Origin of the sequence: Nocardioides sp. T5, from assembly GCF_048161455.1 — a bacterium.
Taxonomy (GTDB): domain Bacteria; phylum Actinomycetota; class Actinomycetes; order Propionibacteriales; family Nocardioidaceae; genus Nocardioides.
The window spans coordinates 4,357,514-4,383,087 of the sequence record NZ_CP182415.1 but is presented as its reverse complement, the minus strand read 5'-3'; the positions used below and the strand labels follow the sequence as shown (position 1 = coordinate 4,383,087).

Genomic DNA, 25,574 nt, shown 5'->3' with positions numbered 1-25,574 from the left:
TCCGATCCCTCCCATCGAAGGGTGACCCCCGACCCCGTGTCTCGAGGACGAGGAGAGATCGTCATGCCCAGGACCAGCGAGAAGGAACGATCTCCGGGACTGTCGGGGGTGATGCGGCCGATCAACTCGGTCGTCGAGCGCTTCATCCCCAGTGCTCTGGTCTTCGCCATCGTGCTCACCTTCGTCGTGGCGATCCTCGCGCTGCTGCTCACCGACGCCGGCCCGGCCGACGTCGTACGCGGCTGGGGTGACGGCCTGTCGGGGCTGCTGGCGTTCATGACCCAGATGGCGCTGATCCTGCTGCTGGGCCACACCCTGGCCAACACCGGCCCGGTACGTCGGCTCCTCGCCACCCTGGGTGGCCTGCCGAGGACGGCCCTGCAGGGCTACCTGTTCGTCTTCGGGGTCGCCGCAGTTGCCTCCCTCATCACCTGGGGCCTCGGCCTCGTCGTCGGAGTGCTGCTGGCCGTCGAGGTCGCCAGACAGGGGCGGGAGAAGGGCCTGGCCCTGCACTTCCCGCTGCTGGTGGCGGCGGGCTACTCCGGCTACGTGATCTGGCACATGGGCTACTCCGGCTCCGGCACCCTGACGGCGGCGACCGAGGGCTCGTTCATCGCCGAGCAGCTCGGGGAGACGATCCCGATCAGCGAGACCACCTTCGCCTGGTGGAACCTGCTCGCGATCGTCGTCACGATCGCCGCAGTGGGCATCGGCATCGCCCTCGTCGCGCCTCGCGCCGGCGACGACGTCGTGGAGATGAAGGCCGACGCCCGCTTCGACGACGAGATCGTGATCGACGACGAGGTCGTCACGCCGGCCGACCGCGTCGACGCGAGCCGCGTCCTCACGCTGATGGTGGGCCTTGCCCTCGTCGCGTACCTCGTCATCCACTACGCGGACGGCGGCACCGCGACCCTGGACATCGTCAACTGGACCTTCCTCGCGCTGATCTTCCTGCTCGTGCGCAGCCCGCTCGAGCTGATCGCGCTCGTCAAGAACGCCGCGTCCAACGTGGGCGAGATCCTGCTGCAGTTCCCCCTCTACGCCGGGATCATGGGGATCATGGCCACCTCGGGGCTGATCACCGTCTTCTCCGACTTCATCGTCGACACGGCCGGGCCGTCGACCTTCGGACTGCTGGCCTTCCTCTCGGCGGGGGTGGTGAACTTCTTCGTGCCCTCGGGCGGCGGGCAGTTCGCCGTGCAGGGACCGGTGATGCTCGACGCCGGGGCCCGCCTGGGTGTCGACCCGTCCGTGACGATCATGGCGATCGCCTACGGCGACCAGTGGACCAACATGATCCAGCCCTTCTGGGCCCTTCCGGTGCTGGCCATCTCTGGCCTCAAGCTCCGCGACATCCTCGGCTACACCCTGGTCACGATGATCGCCTCCGGCCTGGTCTTCGCGGGGACGATGCTCCTCGTCGGGGCGGGGTAGCCGGGCCGGGGCGGGGACCGTCGACCCCGGCCCCGTGGTCGCGGATCGTCCCGGCGATCTCCGGGCTCACCCAGTCCTCGTGCCTTCCCCGGCGTCGTACTCTTGAAGCACCCCCTTGGTTGGACGTGCGATGTGGTGGCTTGCCTGGCTGATTGCCGCAGTGCTCCTCGGCGTGGCGGAGTTCCTCACGCTGACGCTGGCGTTCGGCCTCCTTGCGGCTGCGTCTCTCGCAGCGGCCGTCGCTGCGGGCGTCGGCGCGTCCGTACCGGTGCAGCTGCTGGTCTTCGCGGTGACCGGCGGCATCGGGCTGATCGCCGTACGGCCCATCGCGAAGCGGCACCTCGCGCTGCCGCCCGTCTCGCGCGAGGGCACCGACGCGCTCGTGGGTCGGTCCGCCGTGGTGACGAGCGAGGTCAGCGCTGCCGGCGGCGTGGTGCACCTCTCCGGTGAGGACTGGTCGGCGCGGCCCTACGTCGAGGGGCTGGTGATCCCGGCCGGGGTGCAGGTCGACGTGTTCGAGATCGCGGGTGCGACCGCGCTGGTGCACCCCCGTGACGCCCTGCTCGAGCCCCTACCCAGAGAGACGTGAGTGCGATGGAACTGTTGTGGGTGCCCCTGGTCGTGCTGGCCGCCCTGGTCGCCTTCGTGGTGGCCTCGTCGATCCGGATCGTGCCGCAGGCGCGGCGCTACAACATCGAGAGGTTCGGTCGCTACCAGCGCACCCTCCAGCCGGGGCTGAACCTGATCATCCCGCTGGTGGACCGGGTCAACACCAAGCTCGACGTGCGCGAGCACGTCTACACCTCCGAGCCCAAGCCGGTGATCACCGAGGACAACCTGGTGGTCGCCATCGACACGGTGCTCTACTACCAGATCACCGACCCGCGGGCGGCGGCGTACGAGGTCACCGACTACCTCCGCGCGATCGACCAGCTGACGGTCACCACCCTGCGCAACCTCATCGGCTCGATGGACCTCGAGAGCACGCTCACCTCGCGCGAGACCATCAACGAGCGGTTGCGCGAGGTCCTCGACGAGGCGACGGGACGGTGGGGGATCCGGGTCAACCGGGTGGAGATCAAGGCGATCGACCCGCCGCGCAGCATCCAGGAGGCGATGGAGAAGCAGATGCGCGCCGAGCGCGACAAGCGCGCGGTGATCCTGCACGCCGAGGGTGAGCGGCAGTCGCTGATCCTCACTGCCGAGGGCCGTCAGCAGGCCAAGATCCTGGAGGCGGAGGGGGAGGCCCGGGCGCTGGAGCGGGTCTTCCAGGCCGTCCACGACAACGACGCCGACCCGCAGGTGCTCGCCTACAAGTACCTCGAGATGCTGCCGCGCCTCGCGGAGAACGGCAACGGCTACTTCGTGATCCCCGGCGAGCTCAGCGAGGCGATGCGGACCGTGACGTCGGCCTTCACGGCCGATCGCGGCGGGGATGCGGGGACACACCCCGCGACCGATGACCGGACCACGCCCGAGCAGCGACCTCCCCGCGCCCTACGAAGCCAGCGACCCTCCGAAGATCTGCCACGCGAGCGCTGACTTGGCGACCAGGCTGAGCACGAGGTAGGCCTTCTCGCCGAACGCATAGCTCCGCCAGGGCCCGAGGCCGCGGTACTGGAGCCACTGGTTGAGCGCGAAGCTGTTGAAGAAGACGAACAGCGACACGAAGATGCCGACGACGAACCCGGGCACCTCCTCGGCGGCGACGAGGTTGTAGCCGATGGCGATCCACGGCGTCGCTCCGGCGACGCAGCCGAACCAGAAGGGCTTCATCGTCCGGGTCGGGCTGCCGGGCGGGTTGGCCGACTCCTGGAGCCAGCCGAAGAGGATCATCGCCACGTTGGCGCCGATGATGCCGATGAGGGCCGCGATGTCGACGACGCCCGAGTAGAGGGCGATCAGCACGACCATGATCGTGGCGCTGAAGGAGTACTCGACCCAGCGGAACCGGTTGATCCCGCCCCGCAGGTCGCGTTCGTAGGTGCGCCGCGCGACGGTCGCCGTGAGCAGGTGGTCGAGGCTCGCCAGGAGGAGGAAGACCGCGATGGTGGCACCGATCGGGAGGTCGACGAGTGCCTCGGGCGAGGCCGGTGCCGAACCGGGAGGGCCCGTGGGCAGCGTCCGGGTGATCGTGATCGCGAAGTCCGTCGCCAGCGCGAGCACCGCGACCGCCTGCCCGAGGTGCAGCAGGGTGAGGGCGAGGTTCCAGCGCCGCAACGACCCCAGGGACGCTTGGTCGACACCGGTCGCGGTCACGTCGGACGTGGTCATGCCCCCATCATGAGGCCTCGCGGCTGGCGCCGGCGGGCGAGCGGCAGGTCAGTCGCGCGACGGTCGCAGCCGCTCGACCACCTCGCGGCGCAGGACCTTGCCCATCGGGTTGGTCGGCAGCTCGTCGACGAACACCACCCGCCGCGGCACCTTGTAGGGGGTGAGCCCCTGGCGGGAGTGCGCGCGCAGCTCGTCGGGCTCCACCGGCACACCCTCCACGAGCACGACGGCCGCGACGACCTCCTCGCCACCGTCGTCGTGCGGCAGGCCCACCACCGCCACGTCGACGACCCCGGCGTGGGTGCGCAGCACGGCCTCGACCTCGGAGGGATAGACGTTGAACCCGCCGGTGATGATGATCTCCTTGATCCGGTCCACGATCGTCAGGAAGCCGTCGGGCGACATGGTCACCACGTCCCCCGTGCGGAACCACCCGTCGTGGAAGGCGGCCGCCGTCTCCTCCGGGAGCCCGCGGTAGCCGGAGAAGACCTGCGGACCGCGCACCAGCAGCTCGCCGCGCTCGCCCTGCGGCACCTCGCGGTCGAGGTCCTCGGGGTCGGCGATGCGGATCTCCACGTCGGGGAAGGGCACGCCGATCGCGCCCGGGCGCCGCGCGCTGGTCATCGGGTTGCCGACGATCACCGGTGACGTCTCGGTCAGGCCGTAGCCCTCGACGAGCAGCCCGCCGGTGGCGGCCTCCCAGCGCTCGACGAGCCGGGCCGGGAGCGGCATCGCCCCGGACAGGGCGTAGCGGATGCCCCGGATCGAGACCCCGCGGCGCTCCGCCTCGTCGACGATGCGCTGGTAGAGCGGCGGCACCGCGGGCACGAAGCTCGGCACCTCGCGCCCGATGGCGTCCATGATCAGGCCGATCTCGGGCTTGGGCAGCAGCACCAGCTTGGCGGCCAGGGCCACTCCGAGCAGCACGCTCACCGTGACGCCGTACGCGTGGAACAGCGGCAGCGCGACCAGGAAGGACTCCTCGCCCTCCTCGAGCCCCGACACCCAGGCGCGGCCCTGGACGACGTTGGCGACGAGGTTGCGGTGCCGCAGCGGCACTCCCTTGGGCACGCCGGTCGTACCGGAGGTGTAGAGCAGGAGCGCGACGTCGTCCTTTCGGGGCCGCGGGTGTGAGTCGTCCAGCGGCACGCCGGAGGCCAGCTCGGACCACTGCATGACCTGCGGCGCCGGGGACGTCAGCTGGTCGCGGGCCGCACGCGCCTTCGGGACGGGCAGGCGCAGCGCGAGGCGCTTGGTCCACGGGAGCCGGGTGGTCAGGTCGACCGCGACGACGTGCTCGACGGCCGAGCCGTCGACGAGCTCCTCGACGACCGGCACCACCTTGTCCCAGACGATCGCGACCCGGGCGCCGTGGTCGACGAACGGGTGGCGCAGCTCTGACGCGGTGTAGAGCGGGTTGTGCTCGACGACGGTCGCCCCGAGGCGCAGCACCGCGAAGAAGGCGATGACGTTCTGCGGGCAGTTGGGCATCACCAGTGCGACGTTGTCGCCGGGACGTACGCCGATCGCGTGCAGGCCGCCCGCCACACGGCGTACCTCGTCGTCCACCTGGGCGTAGGTCGAGACCCGCCCCAGGAAGTCCAGCGCCGGCCGATCGGGGTGCCGCCGCACGGCGCCCTCCCACAGGTCGAGCACCGTGGTGTCGCCGTAGTCGAGGTGCAGGGGCACCCCGGGCGCGTAGGAGTCTGCCCACGGGGGCTGCTGAGCCGGCACGGTGCCAACGTATCGCCCCGGGAGCCGGGCCACAGGGGCAGTCGGTCCCACCCGCCGGGGACCAAGGCCCCTGACGCCGGCGCCCACCGCGGAGGAGGCTCGGGTCACCAGCAGACGCCGAGTGGAGGCCACCGTGATCACCAGCAGCAGACGCAGCATGCATCCCACCGACGTGGTCGCCCGGGTGATGGTGTGGCCGGTGGCGACCGTGCCCGGTGAGGCCTCCCTGCTCGAGGTCGCCGAGGCGCTGGCGGCCGACGGCATCGGCGCCCTCGGCGTCGTCGAGGGCGGGCACCTCGTCGGTGTCGTGTCGGAGCGCGACGTCGTGCAGCACCTGGCGCAGGGGGCGAACCCCGACCACGTGACGGCCGCGGACGTGATGGCCACCGACCTCGTCACCGTCAGCCCGGACGACCGGATCCTCGACACGGCGCGGCGGATGGTGGAGGCGCAGGTACGGCACCTCCCGGTGCTCCAGGGTGCCGAGATCGCCGGCTTCGTCTCGATGCGCGACCTGTTCGAGGTCCTCGTCGACGTCGCCGCCCACGAGGAGGACGTGGTCGTGGTCCCGAGCGGCACCCGGGTCGTGGTGCGCCAGGAGTGACGCCCGGGCGTCACAGCCCGGCGACGACCTCCGTGCCCTGCTTGATCGCGCGCTTGGCGTCGAGCTCGGCGGCCACATCGGCTCCGCCGATCAGGTGCACCGTGGCGCCGCCGATCAGGTGGGCGCCGGACCCGTCGAGGTCGTCGTACAGCTCCCGCACGGAGTCCTGGCCGGCGCAGACCACGATCGTGTCCGCCTCGATCACCCGCGGGACGCCGTCGACGGTGACGTGGAGGCCCGCGTCGTCGATGCGGTCGTAGGTCGCGCCGCTGACCTGGGTGACCTTGGACTGCTTGAGCACCGCGCGGTGCGCCCAGCCCGACGTCTTGCCCAGGCCGATGCCGATCGGTGTGGTCTTGCGCTGCACCAGCGTCACCTCGCGCGCGGGCGTGCGCGGCTTGGCCTCGACCAGGCCGCCCTCGTGCAGCGCGGGGTCGCCGACGCCCCAGTGGGCCATCCAGTCGTCGAGGTCCTCGTGCTCGTGGGTGAGGAACACGCTGACGTCGACACCGATGCCGCCCGCGCCGATCACGGCGACCCGCTCGCCCGGCACGACGGCGCCGCTCAGCACGTCGGCGTACGACGCCACGGACGGGTGGTCGATGCCGGGGATCTCCGGGATGCGGGGCTGCACGCCCGTCGCGACGACCACCTGGTCGAAGCCGGCGAGGTCGGCGGCGGTCGCCGCGGACGAGAGGCGTACGTCGACGCCGAGCACCTCGAGGCGACGGGTGAAGTAGCGCAGGGTGTCGGCGAAGTCCTCCTTGCCCGGGACTGCCATCGCGAGACGGAACTGGCCGCCGAGCTCGGGCGACTTCTCGAAGAGGGTCACCGCGAAGCCGCGCTCGGCCGCGCTCGTCGCGGCGGCGAGCCCGGCGGGGCCGGCGCCGACGACGGCGACGGTCTGCTTGCGGAGGGTGGGCATGAGCACGAGCTCGGTCTCGTGGCAGGCGCGCGGGTTGACCAGGCAGGAGGCCCGCTCGTTGCTGAAGACGTGGTCGAGACAGGCCTGGTTGCAGGCGATGCAGGTGTTGATCTCGTCGGCGCGCTCGTCCATCGCCTTGGCGACGAAGGCCGGGTCGGCCAGCAGCGGGCGCGCCATCGAGACCAGGTCGGCCTCCCCGGCCGCGAGGATGTCCTCGGCGAGCTCGGGGGTGTTGATCCGGTTGGAGGCGCAGACCGGGACGTCGACGACCTCCTTGAGGCGGGCGGTGTGCGAGCGCCAGGCGCCGCGGGGGACCTGCGTGATGATCGTCGGCACCCGCGCCTCGTGCCAGCCGATGCCGGTGTTGAAGACGGTGACGCCGGCGGCCTGCAGGTGCAGCGCGAGCTCGGCGACCTCCTCCCAGGTCTGCCCGCCCTCGACGAGGTCGAGCAGGGAGATCCGGTAGACGATCGGGAAGTCGGGGCCGACCAGCTCGCGCGAGCGGCGTACGACCTCGACGGCGAAGTGCATCCGACGCGCGGGCGAGCCGCCCCACTGGTCGTCGCGGTCGTTGGTGCGGGCGGCGAGGAACTGGTTGATGAGGTAGCCCTCGGAGCCCATGATCTCGACGGCGTCGTAGCCGGCCTTGCGGGCGAGCACGACGCTCTTGGCGAAGGCGGTCGCGGTGTGGTCGACCTCCTTGCTCGACATCGCGCTCGGCTTGAAGGGCGTGATCGGCGACTTCTTGTCCGACGCGCTCTGCGAGAACGGGTGGTAGCCGTAGCGCCCGGCGTGCAGCACCTGCAGCGCGATCGCGCCACCGGCCTCGTGCACCGCACCCGTGACCCGCTCGTGCCGCTTCGCGTGGAGGCGGTTGGTCATCTCGCTGGCGAACGGCTTGAGCCAGCCGCGCTTGGTCGGGGCGTAGCCGCCCGTGATGATCAGGCCGACGCCGCCGCGTGCCCGCTCCTCGAAGAACGCCGCGAGCTTGTCGATGTCCCACGGGTGGTCCTCGAGCCCGGTGTGCATCGAGCCCATGACGACCCGGTTGCGCAGCGTCAGCGCGTCGGGCCCGGCACCGAGGGTGATCGGCTCGAGGAGGTGGGGGTAGCGGGGGTGCGTCATGTCAGTCCTTCTTCGTGCCGTTTTCGGGGTCCCTGCCGTGGGCGTGCAGGTAGTCGGTGGTCCAGTCGATCCAGAAGCGTTCGAGGCGGATGCCGCCGCGCAGCACCAACCACTGGTCGAGCTCGGGCCCGGTGAGGTCGGTGGGGTCGGGGAACTGCTCGCGCTCGAGCTGCTCGTAGTGCGCGAGCCGGGTCGCGTGCTCGGCCCGCGCGGCGCGGAGGTTGTCCAGCAGCCTCGCGCGGTCGCCGTACGACGCCCCGCGCAGCTTGACCGCCAGCTCGCTCCGGAAGGTCTCCATCGCCATCGGTTCGGCCAGCCACTCCGCGAGCACGCGACGACCAGCCTCCGAGGGGGTGTGGACCTTCTTGTCGGGGCGCCCCTCCTGGGCGACGACCTCGACCCGCACCCACCCGTCGGCCTCCATCCGCGCGAGCACGCGGTAGATCTGCTGGTGGGTGGCGTGCCAGAAGAAGCCGAGCGACTTCTCGAACCGCCGGGTCAGCTCGAGCCCGCTCGCCGGGCGCTCGCTCAGCGCGACGAGGAGGGCGTGCTCGAGGGCCATGCGGGCCATGGTGCCCGACCTATGCAACGAGTTGCAACCCCGAGCGATCCCCGCTCGAGCGGGGAGTCCCCGGGGGGCGACCCCGACCCTCGCGACGGTGACAGCGCTGCTGTCATGATCAGCCGCATGACGTACGAGCTGGGGCAGGGGACCGGGCCGCTGCGAGGCGTGCGGGTGGTGGAGGTCGCCGGCATCGGGCCGGGGCCGCACGCGTGCATGCTGCTGGCCGACCTGGGTGCCGACGTGCTGCGGATCGACCGGCCGGGCGGCGGGATGTTCGGCATGGGGGAGAAGGACGTGCTCAATCGTGGCCGCCCGAGCGTCGCGCTCGACCTCAAGCGACCCGAGGCGGTCGAGGCGGTGCTCGAGCTCGTCGAACGCGCCGACGTGCTGGTCGAGGGGATGCGTCCCGGGGCGATGGAGCGGCTCGGGCTGGGCCCTGAGGACTGCCACGCCCGCAACGAGCGCCTGGTCATCGGCCGGATGACCGGCTGGGGCCAGGACGGGCCGTGGAGCCAGGCCGCGGGTCACGACATGAACTACATCGCGATCACCGGCGCCCTCCACGGCCTCGGGCAGGACCGCGACCGGCCGCACTTCCCGAGCAACCTGCTCGGGGACTTCGGCGGCGGCTCCACCTACCTCGTCATCGGCATCCTCGCCGCGCTCCTCGAGGCCCGCGCCAGTGGTCGCGGGCAGGTCGTCGACGCCGCGATCGTCGACGGCACGGCGCACCTCAACGCCATGGCCTCCACCTTCGCCGCGATGGGCCTCGACACCGGGCGACGTCGCGAGGGGCTGCTCGACGGCGGCACCCCCTGGTACGACGTCTACGAGACCGCCGACGGCGAGCACGTGAGCGTCGCCGCGCTCGAGCCGCAGTTCTGGGCCGCGCTGGTCGAGCGCATCGGCGTCGAGCTGCCCGACCGCGACGACCCGGCGAACCACGCCACCATCCGCGGTGCCCTGATCCGGCGCTTCAAGGAGCGCACGCAGGCCGAGTGGGCCGAGGTCTTCGACGGCACGGACGCCTGCGTCGCGCCCGTCGTACCCCTTGCCGAGGCGCCCGCGCACCCGCACCTCGCCGCGCGGGGCACCTTCGTCGAGCACGACGGCGTCACCCAGCCGGCCCCGGCGCCGCGCTTCTCGCGAACCGCCTCCACGATCCGCAGCGCGCCCGCCCTGCCGGGCGAGCACACCCGCGACGCGCTCATTGCCTGGGGCCTCGAGGACGTGGACGCGCTCATCGCCGGCGGGGCGGCGACGCAGGCGTGAAGCCGTTCCTCTTCCTCGGCACCCGCGCGGAGGACGACGTCGCCCAGCAGGAGTACGACGCCGTGCTCACCGGCTGCGGCCTGCGACCCGACGAGCTGGTGCGGGTGCGCCTCGAGGAGCGCCCCCTCGGAGACGTCGACCTCGACGACTGGTCCGGGATCATCCTGGGCGGTGGCCCCTTCAACAGGTCGGACCCCGACGACGCGAAGTCGCCGGTCCAGCGGCGAGTGGAGGCCGAGCTGCACGCCCTCGCCGTACGGGTGGTCGAGGCGGACGTCCCGTTCCTCGGCGCCTGCTACGGCATCGGCGTGCTCGGCACCTTGCGGGGAGGCGTGGTCGACCGGACCTTCGGCGAGCCGATCGGCGCGCTGCCGGTGCGGCTCACCGAGGAGGGCCGCGCCGACCCGCTCTTCGGCGCCCTGCCGGCGGAGTTCGCGGCCTACCTCGGCCACAAGGAGGCCGTGGCCCGGCTGCCCGACGGGGCGGTGCTGCTGGCCTCGACCGACACCTGCCCGGTCCACGCCTTCCGGATCGGCCGCAACGTCTACGCCACCCAGTTCCACCCCGAGCTCGACCCGGTCGCGATCTGCGACCGGATCGACGCCTACAGCGCCCACGGCTACTACGAGCCGCACGAGCAGGAGCAGCTCAAGGCCGCCGCCCGCGAGGCGCTGGTGACCGAGCCGGTGCGGCTGCTCGCCCGCTTCGTGGAGCTCCACGCGCGCTGACGGGGTAACTCGCAGTTACATTCCGCCCTCGACTGACCTAGGCTCGGGTCGTGACGAGTGCCGAGCACGTGGATGTGCTGATCATCGGGGCGGGCCTGTCGGGCATCGGAGCGGCGGCCCACCTCGCCAAGGACCTGCCGGGGACGTCGTACGCCGTCCTGGAGCGGCGCGAGGTCAGCGGCGGGACGTGGGACCTGTTCCGCTACCCGGGCGTGCGGTCCGACTCCGACATGCACACCCTGGGCTACCGGTTCCGGCCGTGGCGCGGCGACACCGCGCTGGCCGACGGCGCCTCGATCCTCGACTACCTGCGCGACACGGCCCGGGAGTACGGCGTCGACCGGCACGTCCGCCACGGCCACCGCGTCGTCTCGGCCGACTGGGACTCGACCACCGCGCGCTGGACGGTCGTCGCGGAGGTCGCCGGCGAGCAGCGCGCGATGACCGCCGACTTCCTGTGGGCGTGCAGCGGCTACTACGACTACGACGCCGGCCACACGCCGCACTTCGAGGGCCAGGAGCGCTTCCGCGGACAGGTCGTCCACCCCCAGCACTGGCCCGGCGACCTCGACCACACGGGCAAGCAGGTCGTCGTCATCGGCTCCGGCGCCACCGCCGTGACCCTCGTCCCCGCCCTCGCCAGCAGCGGCGCCGCGCACGTCACCATGCTGCAGCGCTCACCGACGTACGTCCTCTCCGTGCCGGCGAAGGACAAGGTGAAGGGCCGGCTGACCAGGCTCGTCGGGGAGGAGCGGTCCTACGTCGCGACGCGGTGGAAGAACATCGCGCTGCAGTCCGCGCTCTACCGCGCCAGCCGGCGCCGCCCCGACCTGGTGCGCGGCCTCGTCCGCAGGACCAACGTCGCCCAGCTCCCGCCCGGCTACGCCGTCGACACCCACTTCAGGCCGACCTACGACCCATGGGACCAGCGGATGTGCCTGGTGCCCGACGGCGACCTGTTCCGGGCCATCACGGACGGTCGCGCCGACGTCGTCACCGGCCGCATCGCCACCTTCACCGAGACCGGCCTGGAGCTGGAGTCGGGGGAGCGGGTCGAGGCCGACGTCGTCGTCACCGCGACCGGCCTCAACCTCCAGGTCTTCGGCGGCGCCGAGCTGAGCGTGGACGGCGAGCGGGTCGAGCCGAGCAGCACCATGGCCTACCGGGCGATGATGCTCTCGGGAGTCCCCAACTTCGCCTTCACCATCGGCTACACCAACGCCTCGTGGACGCTCAAGGCCGACCTCGTCGCGGAGTACGTCGTCCGGCTGCTGCAGCGGTTGCGGGCCACCGGCACCCGGTCGGTCGTGCCGGTGCGCGACCCCGACGTCGAGGAGGTCCCGCTGATGGACTTCGACGCCGGCTACGTCCAGCGCGTCGTCCACACGCTCCCGCGCCAGGGCACCCGCGCCCCCTGGACGCTCAAGCAGAGCTACCTCCACGACGCGCGGACCATCCGTCGCGCGCCGCTCGACGACGGCGTACTCCGCTGGTCCTGACGGGTGCCACGTGGCCGAACCGGCCCGGGACGTCATGGGAATCCGCGGTTCGAACGTCGCTTTCCCATGACGTCAGTCCACGTCTGCCAGTGGAAGCGCTCCCATATTTCGGGGACGATCCGCCCGCCGACCGTTGACAGGCTGATGTGACGGCGGTCATAGTGGCTGCCGGACGCAAGTGGAAGCGCTCTCACACCGCTGACGTCCACCTTCCGGCCGGCAACCAGCCCGGCGCCCCGCAGGACGGCAGGAGTGCAGTGGTGCAGACATCGAAGACCCGGCGATTCCGACTCGCCTCGAGCGCGATCTTGGCGCTCACCCTGGCAACGACCGCGGCCGCGTGCGGCGGCGGTGACGACGACGGCGCGACCGCGGACGGCAAGACCAAGCTCACCGTCGCGACCTTCAACGAGTTCGGCTACGAGGAGCTCATCGAGGAGTACAACGCGATGCAGGACGACGTCGTCGTCGAGCAGAAGAAGGCCGGCACGGCCAACGAGCACCAGGACAACCTCTACACCAAGCTCGCCGCCGGGTCGGGTCTCTCCGACATCGAGGCGATCGAGGTCGACTGGTGGTCCGCGCTCATGGAGCAGTCCGACGCCTTCACCGACCTCTCCGACCCCGAGGTCGAGGGTCGCTGGCTCGACTGGAAGACCGAGGCCGCGACGACGCCCGACGGGGCCCTGATCGGCTACGGCACCGACATCGGCCCGGAGGGCATCTGCTACCGGTCCGACCTGTTCGAGAAGGCCGGCATGCCCACCGACCGCGAGAAGGTCGCGCAGATGTTCGGCAGCTGGGACGACTACTTCGAGGCCGGTCGCCAGTTCGTCAATAAGGTCCCCGACGTCGCCTGGTACGACTCCTCCGGCGCGACCGCGCAGGCCATGATCAACCAGGTCGAGTACTCCTTCGAGGACGAGGACAACACCGTCATCGCCGCGGACAACCCGGAGGTCAAGGAGGTCTTCGACACCGTGACCTCGCTGTCCGAGGAGGGACTCTCCACCAACCTCGTGCAGTGGAGCGAGGACTGGACCGCCTCCTTCCAGAACGACGGCTTCGCCACCATGGCCTGCCCGGGCTGGATGCTCGGCGTCATCGAGGGCAACGCCGACGGCGTCGAGGGCTGGGACATCGCCAACGTCTTCCCCGGCGGCGGCGGCAACTGGGGCGGTTCCTACCTGACCGTCCCGGCGCAGGGTGACAACGTCGAGGAGGCCCAGGAGCTGGCCAAGTGGCTGACCGCTCCGGAGCAGCAGATCAAGGCGTTCGAGGCGAAGGGCACGTTCCCGAGCCAGGTCGACGCCCTGACCGACCCGGCGCTGACCGGGTCGACCAACGAGTTCTTCAACGGCGCCCCGACGGGCCAGATCCTGGCCGACCGCGCCGAGGCCGTGCCCTTCATCGCCCACAAGGGTCCGAAGTTCGCCGACATCAACACGGCGTTCCAGCAGGCCATCCAGCGCGTCGACGAGGGCAAGGAGTCGGCCGACGAGGCCTGGGACTCCTTCCTCGCCGACGTCGACCGGCTGGGCTGAGCCACGGCGATGGAGGCAGGTTCCACTGCCGTGAAGCCCGTCGGGGACACCGGTGCCTCGGTGTCCCCGACGGGGGACCGGCCACGACAGCCGCGGCGTGACGTCGTACGACGACCTGCCTGGCGGCAGCGGCTCACGATGCTCGACGCCAAGGTCTCGCCCTACCTCTTCGTCTCGCCGTTCTTCGTGCTGTTCCTCGTGGTCGGGATGTTCCCGCTCGGCTACACGGCATGGGTGTCGGTGCACCAGTGGGGCCTGCTGTCCGGGCAGGGCGACTTCACCGGCCTCGAGAACTACCGCCGGGTCCTGGAGGACCGCTACTTCTGGAACGCGCTGCGCAACACGATCAGCATCTTCCTGCTCTCCTCGATCCCGCAGGTGCTCATCGCTCTCGCGCTCGCCGGCCTGCTCGACACGCAGCTGCGGGCGCGGACGCTGTGGCGGATGAGCGTGCTGCTGCCGTTCGTGGTCGCGCCGGCGGCCGTGGCCCTGATCTTCGGCAACGTCTTCGGTGACCGCTACGGCCTGGCCAACGAGGTGATCACCTGGATCGGGCTCGAGCCGATCCGCTGGCACGTCGACACCCTCGCCAGCCACGTCGCGATCGCGTCGATGGTCAACTGGCGCTGGACCGGCTACAACGCGCTCATCCTGCTCGCCGCGATGCAGGCCGTGCCGCGCGACGTCTACGAGTCGGCCGCCCTCGACGGCGCCGGGCGGATCCGGCAGTTCACCTCCATCACCGTGCCGATGATCCGGCCGACCGTGATCTTCGTGATCATCACCTCCACCATCGGCGGGCTGCAGATCTTCGCCGAGCCGCGGCTCTTCGACACCCAGGGCCTCGGCGGCTCCGACCGGCAGTACCAGACGCTCACGATGTACCTCTGGGAGCTCGGCTGGCGGGTCCGCGACCTCGGCATGGCCTCGGCGGTGGCGTGGCTGCTGTTCCTCATCATCGTCGTCTTCGCGCTCGTCAACCTGCTCGTCAGCCGACGGGCCGGGACGTTGAAGGGGCACCACCGACGGTCCGCACCTCTGAAGGGAGCACGCCGGTGAACCGCCGACCAGGTTTCTTCGTCTACGGCCTGCTGACCGCGTTCGTGCTCGGCTCGTGCGCGCCGCTCTACTGGTCCTTCCTCGTCGGCTCCCACAGCCGCGAGGTGCTGACCAAGCGGGTGCCGCCGTTGCTTCCCGGCGGCCACTTCTGGGACAACGCCCAGCGCGCGTTCGACGCCGTACCCTTCTGGAAGGCGCTCGGCAACAGCCTGATCGTGTCCGGCACGGTCGCGACGTCGGTCGTCTTCTTCTCCACCCTCGCGGGGTTCGCGTTCGCCAAGCTCACCTTCCGCGGGCGCACGCCGATGCTCGTCTTCGTCGTGGCGACCCTGGCCGTCCCCACCCAGCTCGGCGTCATCCCGCTCTTCATCGTGATGGCCAAGCTCGGCTGGGTCGGCTCGCTGTGGGCGCTGATCGTGCCGAGCCTGGTGACCGCGTTCGGCGTCTTCTTCATGCGGCAGTACCTCCTCGACGCCCTTCCCGACGAGCTGATCGACGCGGCGCGGGTCGACGGGTGCTCGCTCTTCCGCACCTTCTGGACCGTCGCCCTGCCGGCGGCGCGTCCGGCCGCCGGGATCCTGTGGCTGTTCACCTTCATGGCCACGTGGACCGACTTCTTCTGGCCGCTGATCGTGCTGCCCGCCAGCAACCCGACCGTCCAGATCGCCCTCCAGCAGCTGCAGAGCGGCTACTACGTCGACTACAGCCTCGTCCTCGCCGGCGCCACGCTGTCGACGATCCCGCTGCTGGTCCTCTTCGTCCTCACCGGCCGCCAGATGGTCGCCGGCATCATGCAAGGAGCAGTCAAGGGATGAGCGTGCAGACCACGACCACGACCGGGACCAGCCCGGCCACCACCGTCCAGTTCCCGCCCGACTTCGTGTGGGGGATGGCGACCGCGTCCTACCAGATCGAGGGGGCCGTCGCCGAGGACGGACGTACGCCGTCGATCTGGGACACCTTCTCCCGCATCCCCGGTGCCGTGCTCGGCGGCGACACCGGCGACGTGGCCTGCGAGCACTACCACCGCATGCCCGCCGACGTGGCGCTGCTCGCCGACCTCGGCGCGACGTCGTACCGCTTCTCGGTGGCGTGGCCGCGCGTGCGCCCCGACGCCGGACCGGTGAACCCCGCCGGCCTCGCGTTCTACGACCGGCTCGTCGACGAGCTGCTCTCCCACGGGATCGCGCCGTGGCTGACGCTCTACCACTGGGACCTGCCGCAGGTCCTCGAGGACGCCGGCGGCTGGACCAACCGCGACACCGCGCACCGCTTCGTCGAGTACGCCGTCTCGGTGCACGAGGCGCTCGGCGACCGGGTGCCGACGTGGACCACGCTCAACGAGCCGTGGTGCTCGGCGTTCCTCGGCTACTCCGCGGGACACCACGCCCCGGGGCGGCAGGAGGGGGCGGCCGGCCTGGTCGCGGGCCACCACCTGCTGCTCGCCCACGGCCTCGCGACCCAGGAGCTGCGCAGCCGCGGCGCCGACCGGCTGGGGCTGAGCCTCAACCTCACGGTGCCCGACCCGAGCGACCCAGCCGATCCGGTCGACGTCGACGCCGCGCGGCGGATCGACGGCCTCCACAACCGGTTCTTCCTCGACCCGATCTTCCGGGGCGCCTACCCGGCCGACGTGCTCGAGGACACCGCCGGGCTCACCTGGCAGGACCGGCCCTGGCTCGACGCGGTGCGCGACGGCGACCTCGACGTCATCTCGGCCCCGATCGACGTGCTGGGCGTGAACTACTACCACGGCAACGAGGTCTCGGGTCACCCGCGCACGGACGTCGTCGGCATCGGTGCCGACCACCCCGCCCGGGTCGCGCTCTCGCCCTTCCCGGGCTCGGAGCACGTCACCTTCCCCAGCCGCGGGCTCCCGCTGACCGCCATGGGGTGGGAGATCCAGCCCGAGGGCCTCCACCGGCTGCTGCGCCGCCTCCACGACGACTACCCCCACCTCCCGATCCACCTCACCGAGACCGGCGCCGCCTTCGACGACCGGCTCGACGAGCAGGGGCGGGTGCACGACCCCGACCGGATCGCGTTCCTCGACTCCTACCTGCGCGCTGTGCACCGGGCGATCGAGGAGGGCGTCGACGTCCGCGGGTTCTACCAGTGGTCGTTCTGCGACAACTTCGAGTGGGCCTTCGGCTACGCCAAGCGCTTCGGCCTCGTCCACGTCGACTACGCCACCCAGCGTCGTACGCCCAAGTCGAGCGCCCACTGGTACGCCGAGCTGGCCCGCACCGGCGTCCTGCCAGCGCCGGACGACGCGGCCGACTAGCGTGTCGCGCGTGACCACTTCGCGCACCCCGGCCGGCGCGGGTCAGCCCACCCTCGACGAGGTGGCCCGGGTCGCCGGTGTCTCCCGGGCCACGGCCTCGCGCGCGATCAACGGCGGCCAGCGGGTGAGCGCGCGCGCCCAGTCGGCCGTCGACACGGCGGTGCGCACGCTCGGCTACGTCCCCAACCCGGCGGCCCGCAGCCTCGTCACACGGCGTACGGACTCGATCGCCGTGGTCGTGCCCGAGCCCGACGACCGGGTCTTCTCCGACCCGTTCTTCGCCGGCACCCTGCGCGGCGTCAACCGGGTCCTCGCCGAGCGTGACATCCAGCTGGTGCTCCTGCTCGCGAGACCGGGCGCGTCGACGGCACGGACCCTGCGCTACCTCACCAACCGGCACGTCGACGGTGCGTTGGTCACGTCCCACCACCGCGACGACCGGCTCGCCGAGCACCTCGCCGACATCGGCCTGCCCTGCGTCTTCGGCGGTCGTCCGTGGACCGGCGGCGACCGGGTGGCGTACGTCGACGTGGACAACGTGGCGGGGGAGCGCGAGGCGACCGAGGCGCTGCTCGCGCGCGGCTGCACCCGCATCGGCACCATCGCCGGACCCGCCGACATGACTGCTGCCGAGGACCGGCTCGCCGGGTGGCGACAGGCGGTGTCGGCCGCCGGCCTTCCCGCCGACGCGGTCGAGCACGGGGACTTCACCGAGGCCAGCGGCGAGGCCGCGGCGCGCGCCCTCATGGAGCGCCACCCCGACCTGGACGGCCTGGTCGTGGCCTCCGACCTGATGGCCGCCGGCGCCCTGCGGGTGCTCGCCGAGCTCGGTCGCCGGGTCCCCGACGACATCGCTGTCGTCGGCTTCGACGACCTCGGCGTCGCCGAGCGCACCTCTCCGGCCCTGACCACCGTCCGGCAGCCGGTCACCGAGATGGCCGAGCGCGCGACCCGGCTGCTGCTCGAGCGCGTCGACGACCCCGCCTCCAGCCGTCCGATGCGGGTGATCATCCCGCCGACGCTCGTGCGGCGCGGCAGCGCCTGAATCCCGGTCAGGCCGGGGACGAGATCCGCTGCTCGATCGTGGCGGCGGTGGCCCTCGCCGACGGTCCGACGCCCGCCAGGGTGGCGGACGCCGGGCCGGTCCAGTCGCCGTAGCCGACGAGGTGGAGCCGGGGCTCGTCGAGGGCGGCCGTCCCTGACGGGCCACCGACGCGCACGTGGCCGTCACGGGTGTGGAGCCGGAGCGGCTGCAGGTGGCGCAGGGCGGGTCGGAAGCCGGTGCACCAGATGACGGCGTCGCAGTCCTGGCGGGACCCGTCGGCCCACACGACGCCGTCGCGGTCGAGGCGGCTGAACGCGGGGCGGGCCCGCAGCACACCTCGGTCGCGCGCCTCCTTGACGCTCGCGACCATGACGATGTCCCCCAGGCCCGCGACCCCGGCGTGCTCGCGGCCCTGCTCCAGCGCGGCGATCCGCTCGCGCGCCGTCGCGAAGAGGACCCGGCCGTCCACGTCGTCGGGCAGGAACCGCGGCTCCCGCGCGGTGACCCACGTGGTCTGCGCGACGGTCGACACCTCGGCCAGCACCTGGGCGGCGGAGTTGCCGCCGCCCACGACCACGACCCGCTGGCCCGCGAAGTCGTCGGGGACCCGGTAGTCGGCGGCGTGCAGCTGCCGGCCGGCGTACGTCCGCATCCCGGGGTAGGTCGGCCAGAACGGCCGTTCCCAGGTGCCCGTCGCGGACACCACGGCCCGCGCGGCCCAGGAGCGGTCGCCGGCCGTGACGAGCAGCCGGCCGTCGGGGTCGTCGTCGGCCCGGGTCACCGCCTCGACCCGGCGCGGACGCAGCACGCGGAGGTCGTAGCGCTGCTCGTAGCGCGTCAGGTAGTCGACGACGTGGTCGCGGGGCGGGTAGCCGCGGGTCGCGTCGTCCCACGGCGGCATCATCCAGCCGGGGAGGGAGGAGTAGCCGGCCGGGGAGAAGAGGCGCAGCCCGTCCCAGGTGCGGGGCCACGCACCGCCCGGTCGGTCCGCCGCGTCGAGGACGACGAGGTCGCGCCCCGGCGCGAGCCCGGCCCGCCTGAGGTAGAAGCCGGTGGCCAGCCCGGCCTGTCCTCCACCGACGACGGCGACCTCGACATCGACGGGTTCAGGGGGCATGAGGGGCAAGGTACGCCCCGCGTGGGCCACGCAGTCCGGCGAGCAGCCCGGTCACCCGGGCGTCGATGTCGTCGCGGATCGCGCGGACCGCGTCGAGGTCCTGCCCCGCCGGGTCGGCGACACCCCAGTCGAGGTAGCGGCGCCCCGGCACGACCGGGCAGGAGTCCCCGCACCCCATGGTGACGACGACGTCGGCGCCTGCCACCACCTCGTCGGTGAGCGGCTTGGGGAAGAGGTCGGAGGCGTCGATGCCGATCTCTGCCAGTGCGGCCACGACCTCCGCCTGCACCGCGGGGCCGGGCGCGGTGCCGGCCGATGCCACCTCGACGAGGCCGGCGGAGCGGTGCACGACCAGGGCGGCAGCGAGCTGCGAGCGACCGGAGTTGGCGGTGCAGACGAACAGCACCATCGGCGCCCGCGCCACGCCGCCGTCGTACGCCGTCCTGCCGCGGGTCGCCGCGCGGAGGCGCTCGCGGGCGAACCGGTGGGCGAGCAGCGGGACGTGCGCGGTGATGCTCGCCGGGAGCAGCAGCGCGTAGGAGTCCGCCAGGCACGCGGCGACGGTCTCGGGTGCGAAGGTGCCGGCGAACTCCTCGAGGAGCGCTGTCCTCGCCGAGGCCATCGCGTCGCGGTGTCCACCTGAGACGGTCGGGTCCAGAGCCGGATCGGTCGGGGACGGGGGCATGGCGGACCTCCAGGAGCAATATCGACATCGGTCGATGTCGTGGGTCCCAAGGTGGCGCACCGCATCGACGTCTGTCAACATAGACACATGTCGAAGTCACCGGACCGTTGCGTCCCCTCCACCGCCGACGGGCTCGCGTGCTGCGTGCCCCTCGCCCGCGAGCCGATCACGGTCGAGCAGGCGGCCGGCGCGGCGTCGATGCTCAAGGCGGTCGCCGACCCCGCCCGACTGCGACTGCTGTCGCTGGTGCTGTCCCACGAGGGCGGCGAGGCGTGCGTGTGCGACCTGCTGCCCTACTTCGACCTCTCGCAGCCCACCATCAGCCACCACCTCAAGGTGCTGCACGACGCCGGTCTCCTCCACCGGGAGAAGCGCGGCACGTGGGTCTACTACATCGCCCGCCCCGAGGCGATGCACGCCCTCGGCAGCCTCTTCGCCGCGGCGCCGGCGCCGACCCTGGCCGGGGCGGGCGCATGAGTGACACCGTCGGCGAGACGGCACCCGCCGCTGCGACCGACCCCGTCCTCCAGCGGCTCTCGACCCTCGACCGGTTCCTGCCGGTGTGGATCGGCGTCGCGATGGCCGTCGGGCTCCTCCTCGGCAGGACGGTCGACGGGCTCGACGACGCGCTCGCCGCGGTCGAGGTCGGGTCGGTGTCGCTGCCGATCGCGATCGGCCTGCTGGTCATGATGTACCCGGTCCTGGCCAAGGTCCGCTACGACGAGCTGGGCCACGTCACCAGCGACCGGCGCATGCTCGGCGCCTCGATCCTCCTCAACTGGGTGGTCGGGCCCGCGCTGATGTTCGCCCTCGCCTGGCTCCTCCTGCCCGACCTGCCGGACTACCGCACCGGGCTCATCATCGTGGGGCTCGCCCGCTGCATCGCGATGGTGCTGATCTGGAACGACCTCGCCTGCGGTGACCGGGAGGCCGCCGCGATCCTCGTGGCCATCAACGCCGTCTTCCAGATCCTGGCGTTCGCCTTCCTCGGCTACTTCTACCTCCAGGTCCTGCCCGGCTGGCTCGGTCTCGAGCAGACGGCGCTCGACGTCTCGGTGTGGGGGATCGCGAAGTCCGTCCTCGTCTTCCTCGGCATCCCGTTGCTCGCCGGCTTCCTCACCCGCACGCTCGGGGAGCGGGCCAGGGGCCGGGAGTGGTACGAGTCGACGTTCCTGCCCCGGATCGGGCCCGCCGCCCTCTACGGCCTGCTGTTCACGATCGTCCTGCTGTTCGCGCTGCAGGGCGACACCATCACCAGCCAGCCGCTCGACGTGGCGCGCATCGCCGTCCCGCTCCTGGCCTACTTCGTCCTGATGTGGGGCGGCTCGATGCTGCTGACCCACCTCCTCGGGTTCGACTACCCACGCGCCACCGCGGTCTCGTTCACCGCCGCCGGCAACAACTTCGAGCTCGCCATCGCGGTGGCCATCGGTGTCTTCGGCGTGACCTCCGGCCAGGCCCTCGCCGGCGTGGTCGGTCCCCTGATCGAGGTCCCGGCACTGGTGGGCCTCGTCTACGTCAGCCTCTGGGCCCGGCGGTTCTTCCGCGACGCGCCGAGCCCCGAACCCACCGTCCCCGACCCAGGAGCCACGCGATGACCAGCACCAGCCCAGCCAGCGCCAGCCCAGCCGCCGACACCACGCCGCAGGTCGTCTTCGCGTGCGTCCGCAACGGCGGTCGCTCCGTGATCAGCCGGGTGCTCACCGAGCACTACGCGGGCGGTCGGGTCGTCGCCCACTCCGCCGGCACCCAGCCCGGCGACCACATCCACCCCGAGGTCGCCGCCGTGCTGGAGAAGCTCGGCCTCGACACCTCCCGCGAGCGGCCCACGCTCCTGACCCGGGAGACGGTCGCCGCCAGCACCATGGCCATCACCCTCGGCTGCGGCGAGGAGTGCCCCTACGTGCCCGGTGTGCGCTACGTCGACTGGCCGGTCGCCGACCCCGGCGGGCAGGACGAGGCCACCGTGCGCGCGATCATCGCCGACCTCGACGGCCGCGTCCGCGACCTGCTGGTCGAGCTGGTGCCCGACATCGAGCTGCCCCCGTCGGTGCTGACCGAGGCCTGAGCCGCGCTCAGGCGCGTGCCGCGCGCGGGGTGGCGTACGCCATCAGCACCGCGGCGACCGCGGCGAGGCCGGCGAGCACGAGGAAGGCATCGGCGTACGAGCCGAGCAGGTCCGCCAGCATCGCGCCCGCGAAGGGGGCTGCCGCTCCGGCGACCAACGCCGGCGCGGTCAGGATGCCGTTGAGGGCGCCGTACGACGCGGGTCCCCACCGGTCGGTGACCGCGGTGGCCTGCACGAGGGTGTAGACGCCCCGGGCCAGGCCGAGCGCCATCCCGATGCCGATCAGGACGCCGCTCGACGCGGGGGCGAGCGCCAGGGCCGCCGTGGTGAGGGCGACCCCGGCGAGCACGATCACCCCGCGGGACGTCACGGAGGTCGTCGCGGCGAACCGGGCGTAGCCGAGGCGGCCCAGGACCTGCCCGACGCCGCCGAGCCCGAGGGCCACCGCCGCGAGGTTCCGGCTCATGCCGGCCTCGACCAGCATGGGCACCAGGTTGATGACCACCGCGAAGACCGCCAGTGCGGTGAGGGCGTTCGCCGCGGTCAGGAGCACGAAGGGGGTGCTGCGGGAGACGGCGGCGACCGTGTCGGATCGCTCGACGTGATGGGCGGGGTGGTCGGCGGCGCGCCACGGATGGTCGAGCCCCCACCAGTGCAGCGGCACGGTGATGACCACCAGGCCGCCGAGGAGGACCAGGTAGGCCTGGCGCCAGCCGAGCGCGTCGTCGAGGACCGAGGCGAGCGGCGCGAAGACGGTGCTTGCCAGTCCGGCGACGAGGGTGAGGGTCGTGAGCGCGCGGACCCGACGGGCTCCGGCCCAGCGAGTCAGCGCGGCAAAGGCCGGCGGGTAGAGCGCGCCGGCCATCGCGACTCCGACCAGGACCCAGCCCAGGTAGAAGACGCCGAGGGTGGGTGCCAGCGCCACGGCGCCCACCCCGGGGACGGCCACGAGCGACGCCGCCGTCATCACCCGCCGCGGTCCGACGGCGTCGATGTGCCGGCCGACCCAGATGCCTGCGCCGCCCGCGACGAACTGGGACACCGAGAACGCACCCGTGACAGCCACGCCCGACCAGCCGGTGTCGGCGGTGATGGAGGATTGCAGGGCCGCGAAGGCGTAGTAGAGGACGCCCCACGAGACGATCTGGACCGTGCTGAGCACGGCGACGACCTGCCGCAGCCCGGTCGCGTCGAGGGCGCCGGGCTGCACGGCGTACGTCACCGGCCGGAGCGGCCCAGCGTGACGAGCTGCGGCTCGACGGCGGGCGCGCCGCAGCATCCGCCGCCGGCGTCGCTCACCGCGTCGGGGTCGTCGAAGGCACCGGCCCCGTTGCACACCCCGGTCTCGGGGAGGACCAGCTCGACCAGCCCGGCGGCCTCGAGGTCGCCGTCGAGCGCGGCCATGACGGAGCGGACCTGCTCGAAGCCGGTCATGGCCAGGAAGGACGGAGCCCGGCCGTAGGACTTCATCCCGACCAGGTAGAGGCCCTGCTCGGGCTGGGCGAGCTCGCGGTACCCGTGCGGTGCGACGTCGCCGCAGCTGTGGTGGTCGGGGTGGATCTGCTCCGCCAGCACGCGCGCCGCTCCCAGGGCGGGGTCGAGGTCGAGCCGGACCTCGGAGAGGAACCCGAGGTCAGGACGGAAGCCGGTGACGACGATGACCTCGTCCACGTCGGTGACCTGCTGGCCGTCGATCGAGGTGAGGGTGAGGCGACCGTCGGCCTGGCCCGTGACGGACTCGGTGCGGAACTGCGTCACGTGGGTCACCAGGCCACTGGTGGCCGCAGCCTTCGCGTCCTGGCCGAGCTTGCCGCGCTGCTCGAGCTGGTCGTTGTCACCGCCGCCGAACGCGTCACCCACGGAGGGTCGGCGCAGCAGCCATGAGACACGGGTGCCGGGGTGCGCCTCGGCGAGCCGGGCCAGCCCGACGAGGACGCCCTGCGCCGACGCCCCCTTGCCGGCGACGGCGACGTGCTTGCCGGCGTACGTCGCTGCGACAGCCGGGTCGTGGAGGTCGGGGATGCCGTAGGTCAGGCGGTCGGCGTGCGCGGTCTCGCCGAGTGCCGGGTAGCCGTCGGCGCCCAGCGGGTTGGGTCGGGTCCAGGTGCCCGAGGCGTCCACGACGGCGCTGCCGAGGATTCGCTCGGGACCCGAGGGGCCGTCGGTGTGCACGGCGAAGGGGTCCGCCTCCCGTCCGGAGTCGACCATCAGGTCGCGCCCGGAGCGGCCGACGCCCACCACGCGGCTGCGGTAGCGGACCTCGCCCCCGTGAACGGTCGCGAGCAGGTCGGCGAGCGGCTGCAGGTAGGCGGAGCGCCACTCGCCCCCCGTGGGATAGGCGGCGTCGTCGGGGGCGGTCCACGAGCCGGTCGCCTCCAGGAGGCGTCGGGCCGCGGGGTCGATGAGCTCCGCCCACGAGGAGAAGAGGCGGACGTGCGCCCACTCGCCGACGGTGGCGCCCGCGTCCGCGCCGGCCTCGAGGACGAGGAAGGGCATCCGCCGCTCGGCGGCGTGGGCGGCGGCGGCCAGACCGATCGGGCCGGCTCCGATGATGACGACGGGGTGCTGCATGGCGGTCTCCTGATCAGGTCACATATCGACGGACGTCGATGAAGTGACTGTATCGATCGATATCGATGAAGGCAAGGTATTCTCGTCGCATGACGGCGCAAGCGCTGACCCGGGACGACGCAGACCACTACGCGGAGTGGTTCTCCGTGCTGGCCGACCCCACGCGGGTGCGGCTGCTGCACACCCTGTCCACCTCGGGCGCGGGCACCATGAGGGTGGGCGACCTCGCGGCTGCCCTCGGGATCAGCCAGTCCACGTGCTCCCACCACGTCGAGCTGCTCAGGAAGGTGGGCTTCGTGGTCGTCGACAAGGTCGGCACCTCGAGCATGGTCTCGGTCGACGTCGCCTGCTGCACCGGTCTCCCGCACGCGGCCGACGTGGTCATGGGCACGCTGTCCTCGCTGCCGTGCTGCCCGGAGGACCTGCCGACCGACGTGACCACCCGCCCGACGGTCGATGCCGACCTTCCGGCGGTCCTCGACATCTACGCGGAGGGGCTCGCGACCCGCAACGCCACCTTCGAGACCCAGGTGCCCACCGCCGAGCAGATGCGCGCGCGCTGGCTGCCTGACCTGTCGTGGGTCGCCGAGCTCGACGGGCAGGTGGTCGGCTGGACGGCGATCACGTCGGTGTCGTCGCGGGAGTGCTACTCCGGTGTGGGCGAGAGCTCGGTGTACGTCGCCGAGGCGGCCCGCGGCCGGGGGGTCGGCAAGGCGCTGCTGTTCACGCAGGTGACGGAGGCCGACCGGGCGGGCCTCTGGACGCTCCAGACCTCGATCTTCCCGGAGAACCGCGCCAGCCTGGCCCTGCACCGCTCGGCCGGCTACCGCACCCTCGCCGTCCGCACGCGCATCGCCCAGCTCGACGGGGTGTGGCGTGACACCGTCCTGCTCGAGCGGCGGCGCGAGGGCGACTGAGACGCGCCCCACACGGCGAGGGATTCGCGCGAACACCACCAGTCCCACTAGCGTTGGGGTCACAGACGTCCGGCCGGTCTTGCCCCGGACGCAGGTCCCTCGGGATCTTCCCTCACTTCTG

At 72.1% G+C, this 25,574-nt stretch carries 24 protein-coding genes; 16 read left to right on the top strand and 8 right to left on the bottom strand.

The annotated features are described in order from the left end of the window. Window positions 1-63 precede the first annotated feature (63 nt). The 3 genes from ACNKF0_RS21435 (at window position 64) to ACNKF0_RS21425 (ending at window position 2,979) form a co-directional block, all read left to right on the top strand. The gene (locus ACNKF0_RS21435) at window positions 64-1,437 is read left to right on the top strand and encodes a short-chain fatty acid transporter (RefSeq protein WP_416954788.1); all 1,374 of its coding nucleotides are present in this window, start codon (window positions 64-66) and stop codon (window positions 1,435-1,437) included. A gap of 130 nt (window positions 1,438-1,567) precedes the next feature. Beyond that, complete coding sequence (locus tag ACNKF0_RS21430; RefSeq protein WP_299926677.1) at window positions 1,568-2,026, top strand: NfeD family protein; 459 nt, start codon at window positions 1,568-1,570, stop codon at window positions 2,024-2,026. 5 nt (window positions 2,027-2,031) lie between these two features. Next, window positions 2,032-2,979, top strand: a complete 948-nt coding sequence (locus tag ACNKF0_RS21425) for an SPFH domain-containing protein (RefSeq protein ID WP_416958601.1) — start codon at window positions 2,032-2,034, stop codon at window positions 2,977-2,979. Here the strand turns inward: ACNKF0_RS21425 and heR are convergent. Both heR and ACNKF0_RS21415 read right to left on the bottom strand, forming a co-directional pair. Continuing rightward, window positions 2,935-3,711 carry a heliorhodopsin HeR gene (gene heR / locus ACNKF0_RS21420; protein WP_299926674.1) on the bottom strand — a complete coding sequence of 259 codons (777 nt, stop codon included), beginning with the start codon at window positions 3,709-3,711 and terminating at the stop codon, window positions 2,935-2,937. The genes ACNKF0_RS21425 and heR overlap by 45 nt on opposite strands. 48 nt (window positions 3,712-3,759) lie before the next feature. After that, window positions 3,760-5,445, bottom strand: a complete 1,686-nt coding sequence (locus tag ACNKF0_RS21415; protein WP_299926671.1) for a long-chain-fatty-acid--CoA ligase — start codon at window positions 5,443-5,445, stop codon at window positions 3,760-3,762. A gap of 157 nt (window positions 5,446-5,602) precedes the next feature. Between ACNKF0_RS21415 and ACNKF0_RS21410 the strand changes: the two genes are divergently transcribed. After that, a complete protein-coding gene (locus ACNKF0_RS21410) occupies window positions 5,603-6,049 on the top strand; it encodes a cyclic nucleotide-binding/CBS domain-containing protein (protein WP_299926668.1) in 447 nt (148 codons plus the stop codon). Between the two features lie 10 nt (window positions 6,050-6,059). On the opposite strand, the gene ACNKF0_RS21405 is transcribed toward ACNKF0_RS21410, so the two are convergent. Together ACNKF0_RS21405 and ACNKF0_RS21400 are read right to left on the bottom strand one after the other, a co-directional pair. Beyond that, window positions 6,060-8,099 carry an NADPH-dependent 2,4-dienoyl-CoA reductase gene (locus ACNKF0_RS21405; protein ID WP_416954787.1) on the bottom strand — a complete coding sequence of 680 codons (2,040 nt, stop codon included), beginning with the start codon at window positions 8,097-8,099 and terminating at the stop codon, window positions 6,060-6,062. A gap of 1 nt (window position 8,100) precedes the next feature. Beyond that, window positions 8,101-8,661 carry a PadR family transcriptional regulator gene (locus tag ACNKF0_RS21400; RefSeq protein WP_416954786.1) on the bottom strand — a complete coding sequence of 187 codons (561 nt, stop codon included), beginning with the start codon at window positions 8,659-8,661 and terminating at the stop codon, window positions 8,101-8,103. A 126-nt stretch (window positions 8,662-8,787) separates the two neighbouring features. Here ACNKF0_RS21400 and ACNKF0_RS21395 point away from each other — a divergent pair, with 126 nt between their 5' ends. The 8 genes from ACNKF0_RS21395 to ACNKF0_RS21360 all read left to right on the top strand — a co-directional run bounded on the left by ACNKF0_RS21395 (window position 8,788) and on the right by ACNKF0_RS21360 (window position 18,095). Then, complete coding sequence (locus ACNKF0_RS21395; RefSeq protein WP_416954785.1) at window positions 8,788-9,936, top strand: CaiB/BaiF CoA transferase family protein; 1,149 nt, start codon at window positions 8,788-8,790, stop codon at window positions 9,934-9,936. Continuing rightward, window positions 9,933-10,664 carry a glutamine amidotransferase gene (locus ACNKF0_RS21390; protein WP_416954784.1) on the top strand — a complete coding sequence of 244 codons (732 nt, stop codon included), beginning with the start codon at window positions 9,933-9,935 and terminating at the stop codon, window positions 10,662-10,664. Before ACNKF0_RS21395 ends, ACNKF0_RS21390 begins: the two co-directional genes overlap by 4 nt. A 50-nt stretch (window positions 10,665-10,714) precedes the next feature. Then, on the top strand, window positions 10,715-12,163 hold the full coding sequence (locus ACNKF0_RS21385) for a flavin-containing monooxygenase (RefSeq protein WP_416954783.1): 1,449 nt from the start codon (window positions 10,715-10,717) through the stop codon (window positions 12,161-12,163). 260 nt (window positions 12,164-12,423) lie between these two features. Further along, window positions 12,424-13,707: an extracellular solute-binding protein gene (locus tag ACNKF0_RS21380; RefSeq protein WP_416954782.1), complete on the top strand. Its 1,284-nt coding sequence runs from the start codon at window positions 12,424-12,426 to the stop codon at window positions 13,705-13,707. Between the two features lie 30 nt (window positions 13,708-13,737). After that, window positions 13,738-14,766, top strand: coding sequence for a carbohydrate ABC transporter permease (locus ACNKF0_RS21375; RefSeq protein ID WP_416954781.1), 1,029 nt, complete (start codon window positions 13,738-13,740; stop codon window positions 14,764-14,766). Further along, window positions 14,763-15,581 carry a carbohydrate ABC transporter permease gene (locus ACNKF0_RS21370; RefSeq protein ID WP_299926639.1) on the top strand — a complete coding sequence of 273 codons (819 nt, stop codon included), beginning with the start codon at window positions 14,763-14,765 and terminating at the stop codon, window positions 15,579-15,581. The genes ACNKF0_RS21375 and ACNKF0_RS21370 overlap by 4 nt, the downstream gene beginning before the upstream one ends. After that, window positions 15,578-17,050, top strand: coding sequence for a GH1 family beta-glucosidase (locus ACNKF0_RS21365; protein ID WP_416954780.1), 1,473 nt, complete (start codon window positions 15,578-15,580; stop codon window positions 17,048-17,050). Before ACNKF0_RS21370 ends, ACNKF0_RS21365 begins: the two co-directional genes overlap by 4 nt. Before the next feature lie 10 nt (window positions 17,051-17,060). Next, complete coding sequence (locus ACNKF0_RS21360; RefSeq protein WP_299926633.1) at window positions 17,061-18,095, top strand: LacI family DNA-binding transcriptional regulator; 1,035 nt, start codon at window positions 17,061-17,063, stop codon at window positions 18,093-18,095. 7 nt (window positions 18,096-18,102) lie between these two features. Here ACNKF0_RS21360 and ACNKF0_RS21355 read toward each other — a convergent pair whose 3' ends face one another. Continuing rightward, window positions 18,103-19,212, bottom strand: a complete 1,110-nt coding sequence (locus ACNKF0_RS21355; RefSeq protein WP_299926630.1) for an ArsO family NAD(P)H-dependent flavin-containing monooxygenase — start codon at window positions 19,210-19,212, stop codon at window positions 18,103-18,105. Next, window positions 19,202-19,897: a low molecular weight phosphatase family protein gene (locus ACNKF0_RS21350; protein ID WP_416954779.1), complete on the bottom strand. Its 696-nt coding sequence runs from the start codon at window positions 19,895-19,897 to the stop codon at window positions 19,202-19,204. The genes ACNKF0_RS21355 and ACNKF0_RS21350 overlap by 11 nt, the downstream gene beginning before the upstream one ends. 87 nt (window positions 19,898-19,984) lie before the next feature. On the opposite strand from ACNKF0_RS21350, the gene ACNKF0_RS21345 reads away from it, so the two are divergent. From ACNKF0_RS21345 to ACNKF0_RS21335, 3 genes are read left to right on the top strand one after another with little or no spacing between them, the layout of a single operon-like run. Beyond that, a complete protein-coding gene (locus ACNKF0_RS21345; protein ID WP_416954778.1) occupies window positions 19,985-20,374 on the top strand; it encodes a metalloregulator ArsR/SmtB family transcription factor in 390 nt (129 codons plus the stop codon). After that, complete coding sequence (gene arsB / locus ACNKF0_RS21340; RefSeq protein ID WP_416954777.1) at window positions 20,371-21,495, top strand: ACR3 family arsenite efflux transporter; 1,125 nt, start codon at window positions 20,371-20,373, stop codon at window positions 21,493-21,495. The genes ACNKF0_RS21345 and arsB overlap by 4 nt, the downstream gene beginning before the upstream one ends. Then, window positions 21,492-21,965, top strand: a complete 474-nt coding sequence (locus ACNKF0_RS21335; protein WP_416954776.1) for a low molecular weight phosphatase family protein — start codon at window positions 21,492-21,494, stop codon at window positions 21,963-21,965. Before arsB ends, ACNKF0_RS21335 begins: the two co-directional genes overlap by 4 nt. A gap of 7 nt (window positions 21,966-21,972) precedes the next feature. On the opposite strand, the gene ACNKF0_RS21330 is transcribed toward ACNKF0_RS21335, so the two are convergent. Next, window positions 21,973-23,187 carry an MFS transporter gene (locus tag ACNKF0_RS21330; RefSeq protein ID WP_416954775.1) on the bottom strand — a complete coding sequence of 405 codons (1,215 nt, stop codon included), beginning with the start codon at window positions 23,185-23,187 and terminating at the stop codon, window positions 21,973-21,975. Beyond that, window positions 23,184-24,536 carry an NAD(P)-binding protein gene (locus ACNKF0_RS21325; RefSeq protein WP_416954774.1) on the bottom strand — a complete coding sequence of 451 codons (1,353 nt, stop codon included), beginning with the start codon at window positions 24,534-24,536 and terminating at the stop codon, window positions 23,184-23,186. The genes ACNKF0_RS21330 and ACNKF0_RS21325 overlap by 4 nt, the downstream gene beginning before the upstream one ends. Window positions 24,537-24,625: 89 nt before the next feature. On the opposite strand from ACNKF0_RS21325, the gene ACNKF0_RS21320 reads away from it, so the two are divergent. Next, window positions 24,626-25,453 carry a helix-turn-helix domain-containing GNAT family N-acetyltransferase gene (locus ACNKF0_RS21320; RefSeq protein ID WP_299926607.1) on the top strand — a complete coding sequence of 276 codons (828 nt, stop codon included), beginning with the start codon at window positions 24,626-24,628 and terminating at the stop codon, window positions 25,451-25,453. Window positions 25,454-25,574 lie beyond the last annotated feature (121 nt).